Raw genomic sequence first — 8,310 nt, forward strand, 5'->3', positions numbered from 1 at the left:
TGGTGGTGAAACCGCCCGATCCATAAGTCATAAAGGTGCCGAAATGGCAGTTCCCAAGAGAAAGACCTCGCCCTCCAAGCGCGGTATGCGTCGCAGCCACGATTCGCTGAGCGTCGAGTCGTTCCAGGAATGCCCGAACTGCGGCGAACTGAAGCGTCCGCACAACCTGTGCAACGCCTGCGGCCATTACAACGGTCGCGAAGTCGTCTCGGTCGAAGCGTAAGCTACCGTACCGGACAGGGAAGAACGCATGGCCGACGGGTCCTGGATCGCCATCGATGCGATGGGCGGTGACGGAGGGCTCGCCACCATGTTGGCGGGCGTCGCGCATGCGCGACGGCAGCAGCCGGACATGCGCTTCCTGCTGGTGGGCGACGAGGCGGCGATTCGCGCCGGGCTCGATTCGCACCCCAATCTTTCCGCCGCGGCCGAAATCGTCCACGCGCCCGAAGTCGTCGGGCCGTCGGACAAGCCCAGCCAGGCGATTCGCCGCGCCAAGACGACGTCGATGGGTATCGCCATCGGTCTGGTGAAGGCGGGCCGCGCCACCGCCGCCGTCTCCGCCGGGAATACCGGCGCGTTGATGGCGATGGCCAAGCTGGCGCTGCGCACCATGCCGGGCATCGACCGTCCGGCGCTCGCCGCGCTGCTCCCCAGCCTCGGCGACAATGATCTCGTCATGCTCGACCTCGGTGCCAATGCCGAGTGCGACGCGCGCAACCTCGTCCAGTTCGCGGTGATGGGCGCGGCCTATGCCCGCACCGCGCTCGATCTCGAATCCCCCCGCGTCGCGCTGCTCAACATCGGGACCGAGGAGCTGAAAGGCATCGACAGCGTGCGTGAAGCGGCGGCGACGCTGCGTGCGTCCCCGCATCTGCCGATGACCTTTGCAGGCTATATCGAGGGGGATCGCCTGTCGCGCGGCCAGGTCGACGTGGTCGTCTGCGACGGTTTTTCGGGCAATATCGCGCTGAAAACCGCCGAGGGCACCGCGCGATTCGTCGCCGACCTGCTCAAGCGGGCGTTCCGCTCGTCGGTCCGCTCCAAGATCGGCTTCCTGATCTCGCGGCCGGCGACCGAGTTGCTGCGCCATCACCTCGACCCCAACAACCATAATGGCGCGGTCTTTCTTGGCCTCAACGGGCTGGTGGTCAAAAGCCATGGCAGCGCCAATGCCGCCGGCATCTCCAACGCGATCCAGGTGGCGTCGAAGATGGTGCGCGACGACCTGACCCGGCGGATCGCCAGCGATCTCGCCGGTATCGAGGCGCAGGCGGCATGATCCGCGCGCGGATCACCGGCACCGGATCGGCGCTCCCCGAACGGCGGGTGTCGAATGCCGAACTGGCCGAGCGGGTCGATACCTCCGACGAATGGATCGTCGAGCGCACCGGCATCCGCTTCCGCCATATCGCCGGCGATCACGAAACGACCGCGACGCTCGCCGCCGATGCCGCGCGCGCCGCGATTGCCGCCGCCGGGATCGATGCGGCACAGATCGACCTGATCGTGCTGGCCACCGCCACCCCTGACCAGACGTTTCCGGCGACCGCGACCAAGGTGCAGGCGATGCTCGGCATCGACGATTGCGTCGCGTTCGACGTGGCGGCGGTGTGTTCGGGCTTCCTCTATGCGGTGCAGGTCGCCGATGCGATGCTGCGCGCCGGGGTCCATCGCCGCGCGCTGGTGATCGGCGCGGAGACGTTCAGCCGCATCCTCGACTGGGAGGATCGCACCACCTGCGTCCTGTTCGGCGACGGCGCGGGCGCGATCGTGCTGGAGGCCGACGACTCCGGCGACGGTCGCGGCATCCTGTCGACCCGGCTCCACGCCGATGGCCGCCACAACGGCCTGCTCTATGTCGACGGTGGCCCCTCGACCACCGGCACCGTCGGCAAGCTGCGGATGAAGGGCAAGGAAGTGTTCCGCCATGCCGTGGTGAACCTCGCCGCCGTCATGGGCGAATCGCTCGAACTCGCCGGCCTCACCTCCGATGACGTTGACTGGGTCGTACCGCATCAGGCCAATGCCCGCATCCTCGACGCGACCGCGCGCAAGCTCGGCCTTCCACCGGCCAAGGTCGTCGTCACCGTCGACCGGCACGCCAATACCTCCGCCGCCTCGGTGCCGCTGGCGCTCGACACGGCGGTGCGCGACGGCCGGATCAAGCCCGGCGACCTGATCGTGCTGGAGGCGATGGGCGGCGGCTTTACGTGGGGCGCGGCGGTAGTGCGTTGGTAACGCTCATCCTTTTGGATTTTTGAATCTTCGTATACGTCGTGCTAGCCGGTACGCTGGCTTTAAGCAGGAGACGATCATGACCACCGCTGGCACGCTGACCCGCGCCGACCTCGCCGAAGAAATGCACCGCGAGATCGGATTGTCGCGCGCCGATTCGTCGCGGGTGGTCGAACAGATCCTCACCCATTTGTGCGAAGCGCTGGCCAAGGGCGAGAACGTCAAGATTTCGGGCTTCGGCAGCTTCGTGCTGCGCGACAAAGGCGAGCGGGTCGGCCGCAACCCCAAGACCGGCGTCGAGGTGCCGATCGCGCCGCGCCGCGTGCTCACCTTCCGCGCCAGCCAGATGATGCGCGACCGCATCGTCGCCGACTGATCCGGCCCCGCGTGGCCGATAAATCCGCCACCGCCTATCGCACCATCGGCGAGGTCGCGCGTGAGCTGGGCGTGCCCCAGCATCGCCTGCGCTATTGGGAAAGCCGTTTCCCGCAGGTCAAGCCGGTCACGCGCGCCGGCGACCGCCGCTATTACGCCCCGGCCGATGTCGACCTGCTGCGCCGCATCCACACGCTGCTGGGGCAGGACGGCTATACCGTGCGCGGCGTGCAGGCGCTGCTGACCCGCGAGGCCGAACCGCCGGTCCCCTCGCGCATCGACGAACTGCACGCGGTGCGCCGCCTGCTGAGCGACGCGCTGGCCGAAGCGGGATAGACGGGCCACGATCGGCCCGGGACCGATCGATATTCAGCATCTTCGGCCGAAGCAGCCACCCCTTTCGTCACCCCGGACTTGTTCCGGGGTCCACTTGGCCCCAAACGCTGTCGGTAAAGCCTCAGGGCGCACCGATTGCCGAGCCGTGGACCCCGGAACAGGTCCGGGGTGACGACGTACGAAAGAAGGTTGATCGGCCCAGGGGCCGTTTCCAAACCGCCGCCAACCCCGTGCTTTCCTGCGCGACCAAACCTGCTACACCGCGCGGGCGATGAGCGTATCCCCTTCCGAGACCGATCCCCGCCCCGCTGTTTCCTGGCGGACACGGTTCGCGCGTATCCAGCGACGCTGGTGGTTCCGTATCCCGGCGATCGCCGCGCTGCTCGCCGGGATCGGCGTGTTCCTTATCTGGCTGCTGCTTTGGCGGACGCTGCCGTCGGTCGATTCGCTGCGCGCCTATGAACCGCCGCTGCCGACCAACGTGCGCGGGATCGACGGGACGCCGGTCCACAGCTACGCCCGCGAACGCCGCGTGCAATTGTCCTATGCCGAATATCCGCCGCTGCTGGTCCGCGCGTTCCTCGCCGCCGAGGACCGGACCTTCTTCGAGCATCACGGCGTCGACTATCCCGGCATCGCCGGCGCGATCCTGACCAATTTGCGCAGCGACCGCCGCCCGGTCGGCGCATCGACGATCACGCAACAGGTCGCCAAGAACCTGCTGCTCACCAACGAGGTGAGCTATGTCCGCAAGGCGAAGGAAGCGCTGCTCGCCTACCGGATCGAGGATGCGCTGACCAAGCAGCAGATCCTCGAACTCTATCTCAACCAGATCGCGCTCGGCCGGAACGCCTTCGGCGTCGAGGCCGCCGCCCATGCCTATTTCGGCAAGGAACTGCGCGAGCTGACGCTGCCGCAAATGGCCTATCTGGCGATTCTGCCCAAGGGTCCGTCGAACTACACGCCCGAACGCGGGTATGACCGCGCGATCGCCCGGCGCAACTGGGTGCTGGGCGAAATGGAGCGCAACGGCTTCATCACGCCTGCCCAGCGCGCCGAAGCGGTCACGCAACCGCTCGGCGCGATCCCGCGCCAGACGCCGCGGCAGGAACTGGCCGGCGGCTATTTCATCGAGGAAGTCCGCCGCCAGTTGCTCGACCGCTTCGGCGAGAAGGAAACCGATGGCCCGTACAGCGTCTATGCCGGCGGCCTGTGGGTGCGCACCTCGCTCGACCCGGCGATCCAGGGCGATGCGCAGGACGCGCTGCGCGCTGGCCTCATCCGCTATGATTCGGGGCGCGGCTGGTCCGGCCCGCTCAACAAGCCGCGCACGAAAATCGAGGACGGCAACTGGCAGCAGGCGCTGATCGGCACCAACATCGGCCTCGATTATCAGGACTGGCGCGCCGCGATCGTCATCGCCAAGTCCGATGCCTCGGCGCAGATCGGGTTTGCCGACGGACGGACGGGTACGCTGCCACGCTGGGCGGCGACCATGCCGGTGCGGGGGCTGGGCGGCACCGCCTTCGCCGCGATCGAACCGGGCGATATTCTCGCGGTCGCGCCCTCGGGCGGCGACTGGGCGCTGCGCTCGGTGCCGCGCGTGTCGGGCGGCATGGTGGTCGAGGACCCGCGCACCGGCCGCGTGCTGGCGATGCAGGGCGGATTCGATTACCGGCTGAGCGACTTCAACCGCGCGACGCAGGCGATGCGCCAGCCGGGTTCGACGATCAAGCCGATCGTCTATGCCGCCGCGCTGGAAGCGGGGATGACCCCGGCGTCGATCATCGTCGACGGGCCGTTCTGCGTGAATCAGGGCGGACGGCTCGGCACCAAATGCTTCCGCAACTTCGGCGGCGGTGGCTCCGGGCCGCACACGATGCGCTGGGGCGTCGAACAGTCGCGCAACCTGATGACGGTGCGCGCCGCCGCGCAGACCGGCATGGAAAAGGTCAATTCGCTGATCCAGCGCGTCGGCGTCAGCGACGACCGGTTCCCGCCCTATCTCTCCTATGCGCTGGGCGCGGGCGAGACGACGGTGCTGCGCATGGTCAACGCGTACTCGATCCTCGCCAATCAGGGCCGCGAGCTGAAACCCACGGTCATCGATTACGTGCAGGACCGGCGCGGCAAGGTGATCCTGCCCGAAAACTGGCGCGGCTGCGACGGCTGCAACGCCCCCGACTGGAACGGCAAGGCGATGCCCCGCCCGCAGATCCGGGCGCGGCAGGTGATGGACGCGATGAGCGCGTATCAGATGGTCCATATCATGGAAGGCGTCATCCAGCGCGGCACCGCCACCACGCTGCGCGACCTGAACCGCCCGATCATGGGCAAGACCGGTACGTCGACCGGCCCCACCGACGTGTGGTTCGTCGGCGGCACGCCGCAGATGATCGCCGGGCTCTATCTGGGCTATGACACGCCGCGCAATCTGGGTGGCTATGCGCAGGGCGGCACCATCGCCGCGCCGATCTACAAGGCGTTTGCTGTGAAGGCGTACAAGGATGTCGAGGTGCTGCCGTTCCGCGCGCCTGCCGGCATCCGCATGGTCCGCATCGATCGCGGCAGCGGCCGCCCGGTCTATGGCGCATGGCCCGGCACCGATCCCAAGGCCGGGGTTATCTGGGAAGCGTTCAAGCCCGAGACCGAGGCGCGTCGCGCCACCGGCCGGCTGGGCGAGGCGCGCGCCCCCGTCACCCGCGACCCCGCGCGCGCCGTGCAGCGCCGCGAGGCCGCCGCCCCGCGCGACAGCGACTTCTTGCAACGCGAAGGGGGAATCTACTAGCGCCGCCCCCATATCGGCGGCATCCCCCGTTCCTGACGTTTTATCCCGGAGTTTTTCCCCATGCGCGCCGAAGCGCAAGCCCATGTAGACAAGATCAACGACGCGCTGGCGCTGCTGCGCCGCTTCCTCGACTGGGACCGTGCACTGCGCCGGCTGGACGAGCTTAACGCGCGTGTCGAGGATCAGGCCCTGTGGAACGATCCCAAGGCCGCGCAGGAAGTGATGCGCGAACGCCGCCGGCTGGACGAGGCGATTACCGCCACCCGCACCATCGAACGCGATCTGGCCGACACCGTCGAACTGATCGAGATGGCCGACGAGGAAGGCGATACCGAGATGGCCGAGGAGGGCGTCGCGAATCTCGCCGACCTCGCCCGGCGCGCCGATCACGACAAGGTGCAGGCGCTGCTCTCGGGCGAGGCCGACGGCAACGACACCTATATCGAGATCAACGCCGGGGCCGGCGGCACCGAAAGCCAGGACTGGGCCGGCATGCTCAGCCGCATGTACACCCGCTGGGCCGAACGCCGCGGGCTGAAGGTCGAACTGGTCGACCAGCATTCGGGCGAACAGGCGGGCATCAAGTCGGCGACCTTGCTCATCAAGGGCGAGAATGCCTATGGCTTCGCCAAGACCGAGGGCGGCGTCCACCGCCTCGTCCGCATCAGCCCGTACGACAGCGCGGCACGGCGCCACACCTCGTTCGCTTCCGTGTGGGTCTATCCGGTGATCGACGACAATATCGAGGTCGAGTATAACGAAAGCGACCTGCGCATCGATACCTATCGCGCGTCGGGTGCCGGTGGCCAGCACATCAACACCACCGATTCGGCGGTGCGCATCACCCATATCCCGACCGGCATCGTCGTGCAGTGCCAGAACCAGCGCTCGCAGCACAAGAACAAGGCCGAGGCCTATAACCAGCTCCGCGCCCGCCTGTACGAGCGCGAACTGGCGATCCGCGAGGCGGAGGCCAGTGCCGAGAACGCGACCAAGACCGACATCGGCTGGGGCCATCAGATCCGTTCCTACGTGTTGCAGCCGTATCAGATGGTGAAGGACCTGCGCACCGGCGTCGTCTCGACCGCGCCGGGCGACGTATTGGACGGCGCGCTCGATCCGTTCATGGCCGCCGCCCTGTCGCAGCGCGTGACCGGCGAAGCGGTGGAAGTCGAGGATGTCGACTGACATGCGCTGGCTGCTCCTCCCCGTGCTGTTGCTGGCCGGCTGCGACGCGACGCAGCCGCGTGCCGCCAATGCGCAGCACGAGGACGACAAGCCCCGCTTCCCCAAGGCCGACCGCCCGGTCGCGACGATCGTGTCGGCGCGCTGGTCGACCGAGGAAGCGCGCGACCGGCTGAACGAGGCCGAGGCGGTGATGAACCTCGCCGGCATCGCGTCGGGCATGACCGTCGCCGACATCGGCGCGGGCGAGGGCTATTACACCATCCGCCTCGCCCAGCGCGTGGGGCCGGACGGGCGGGTGCTGGCCGAGGACATCATCCCCGAAATCCGCGACGCGCTGGCGACGCGCGTGGCGCGCGAACGGCTCGACAACGTCAGCGTGCGGCTGGGCGAGCCCGATGATGCGAAGCTGCCCGAAAACAGCTTCGACCGGGTGCTGATGGTGCATATGTACCACGAGATCGCCGAGCCCTACGCCTTCCTGTGGAACCTGCGTCCGTCGCTGCGCCCCGGCGGGCGGGTAGTGGTGGTCGACGCCGAACGCCGAACCCAGAACCACGGCACCCCGCCCGCGCTGCTGCGCTGCGAATTCGCGGCGGTCGGCTACCGCCAGGTCGCGCTGCAACGCATGCCCTCGGCCGGCGGCTATATCGCGATGTTCACCCCCGAGGGTGCGCGTCCTCGCCCCGAGGACATCAAGCCCTGCCGCCTGCCCGGACCAACGCCCACGCCATCGCCAACCGGCAATCATCGCGGCTGACGTCGCCGTAGATTGATTCACGCGAAGGCGGGAAGGGCGCGAAGAGGAAGGGTTTGTCGCGCAGAGGCGCAGAGGCGCGGAGGGATGTAGTGTTTGCCGCGACAGCGGCTTTCGCTCCGGGACGTGGTCCACCCACCTTAGAGCATGATGACATGGTTTTGACCCGCCGTGATTGCCCTGAGCCGTTCGTCGGCGAGGAGCGACGCACAGCGCGGGCCGGTGGCCCGTGCAAGCGGCACGACGACGTCCGATGGGCGGCTCAGGGCAACCGCTTCGCGGCGGGCCGAATTTCGCCTGTGGAGTGGTCGCTCGTCAGTCACGGGGGCAAAGCCCCGCTCCTTCCTCACTCCTATCCACAAGCGAAATTCGGCTCCGTCACGGCGGGTCAAAACCATGTCATCATGCTCTAGGGCCTGTGGGGATTCAACGTGAGTTGATGACGGCTGCGACGAGGTAGATCATGGCCTCGAAGCTGCGATCTGTTTTGCAGGCACGCATGGTGATGCGTTTGAACTCCTTGAGCTTGCAAAAGAAGTTTTCAATGAGGTGCCGCCACGCGTAGATGGCGGGGTCGATCTTGCGCGCGCCTATGCGCCGTGGGTGCTGCGAGATGATGACCGCCGCGCCG

At 67.6% G+C, this 8,310-nt stretch carries 8 protein-coding genes and 1 pseudogene; 8 read left to right on the forward strand and 1 reads right to left on the reverse strand.

The features are described 5' to 3' along the window. Nucleotides 1-43: 43 nt before the first annotated feature. The 8 genes from rpmF (at nt 44) to LRA89_RS14280 (ending at nt 7,682) form a co-directional block, all read left to right on the forward strand. Nucleotides 44-223: a 50S ribosomal protein L32 gene (gene rpmF / locus LRA89_RS14245; RefSeq protein WP_055762192.1), complete on the forward strand. Its 180-nt coding sequence runs from the start codon at nt 44-46 to the stop codon at nt 221-223. Nucleotides 224-250: 27 nt separating this feature from the next. Continuing rightward, nucleotides 251-1,282 (forward strand): phosphate acyltransferase PlsX, encoded by a 1,032-nt coding sequence (gene plsX / locus LRA89_RS14250; protein ID WP_230771205.1) that lies wholly within the window; start codon nt 251-253, stop codon nt 1,280-1,282. Beyond that, entirely contained in the window at nt 1,279-2,241 is a 963-nt protein-coding gene (locus LRA89_RS14255; RefSeq protein ID WP_230771207.1) for a beta-ketoacyl-ACP synthase III, read from the forward strand. Before plsX ends, LRA89_RS14255 begins: the two co-directional genes overlap by 4 nt. Before the next feature lie 76 nt (nt 2,242-2,317). Then, entirely contained in the window at nt 2,318-2,614 is a 297-nt protein-coding gene (locus tag LRA89_RS14260) for an integration host factor subunit alpha (RefSeq protein WP_055762201.1), read from the forward strand. 11 nt (nt 2,615-2,625) lie between these two features. After that, a complete protein-coding gene (locus LRA89_RS14265; protein ID WP_056498292.1) occupies nt 2,626-2,949 on the forward strand; it encodes a MerR family transcriptional regulator in 324 nt (107 codons plus the stop codon). A gap of 271 nt (nt 2,950-3,220) precedes the next feature. Continuing rightward, on the forward strand, nt 3,221-5,737 hold the full coding sequence (locus LRA89_RS14270) for a penicillin-binding protein 1A (protein WP_230771210.1): 2,517 nt from the start codon (nt 3,221-3,223) through the stop codon (nt 5,735-5,737). Nucleotides 5,738-5,797: 60 nt separating this feature from the next. Further along, nucleotides 5,798-6,925 carry a peptide chain release factor 2 gene (gene prfB / locus LRA89_RS14275; RefSeq protein WP_230771212.1) on the forward strand — a complete coding sequence of 376 codons (1,128 nt, stop codon included), beginning with the start codon at nt 5,798-5,800 and terminating at the stop codon, nt 6,923-6,925. Next, a complete protein-coding gene (locus LRA89_RS14280; RefSeq protein ID WP_230771215.1) occupies nt 6,915-7,682 on the forward strand; it encodes a class I SAM-dependent methyltransferase in 768 nt (255 codons plus the stop codon). Before prfB ends, LRA89_RS14280 begins: the two co-directional genes overlap by 11 nt. A 423-nt stretch (nt 7,683-8,105) precedes the next feature. On the opposite strand, the pseudogene LRA89_RS14285 reads toward LRA89_RS14280, so the two are convergent. Then, nucleotides 8,106-8,310, reverse strand: a pseudogene (locus LRA89_RS14285) (IS5/IS1182 family transposase); the annotation flags it as partial.

The organism is Sphingomonas sp. Leaf4, assembly GCF_920939515.1.
Taxonomy (GTDB): Bacteria; Pseudomonadota; Alphaproteobacteria; order Sphingomonadales; family Sphingomonadaceae; genus Sphingomonas.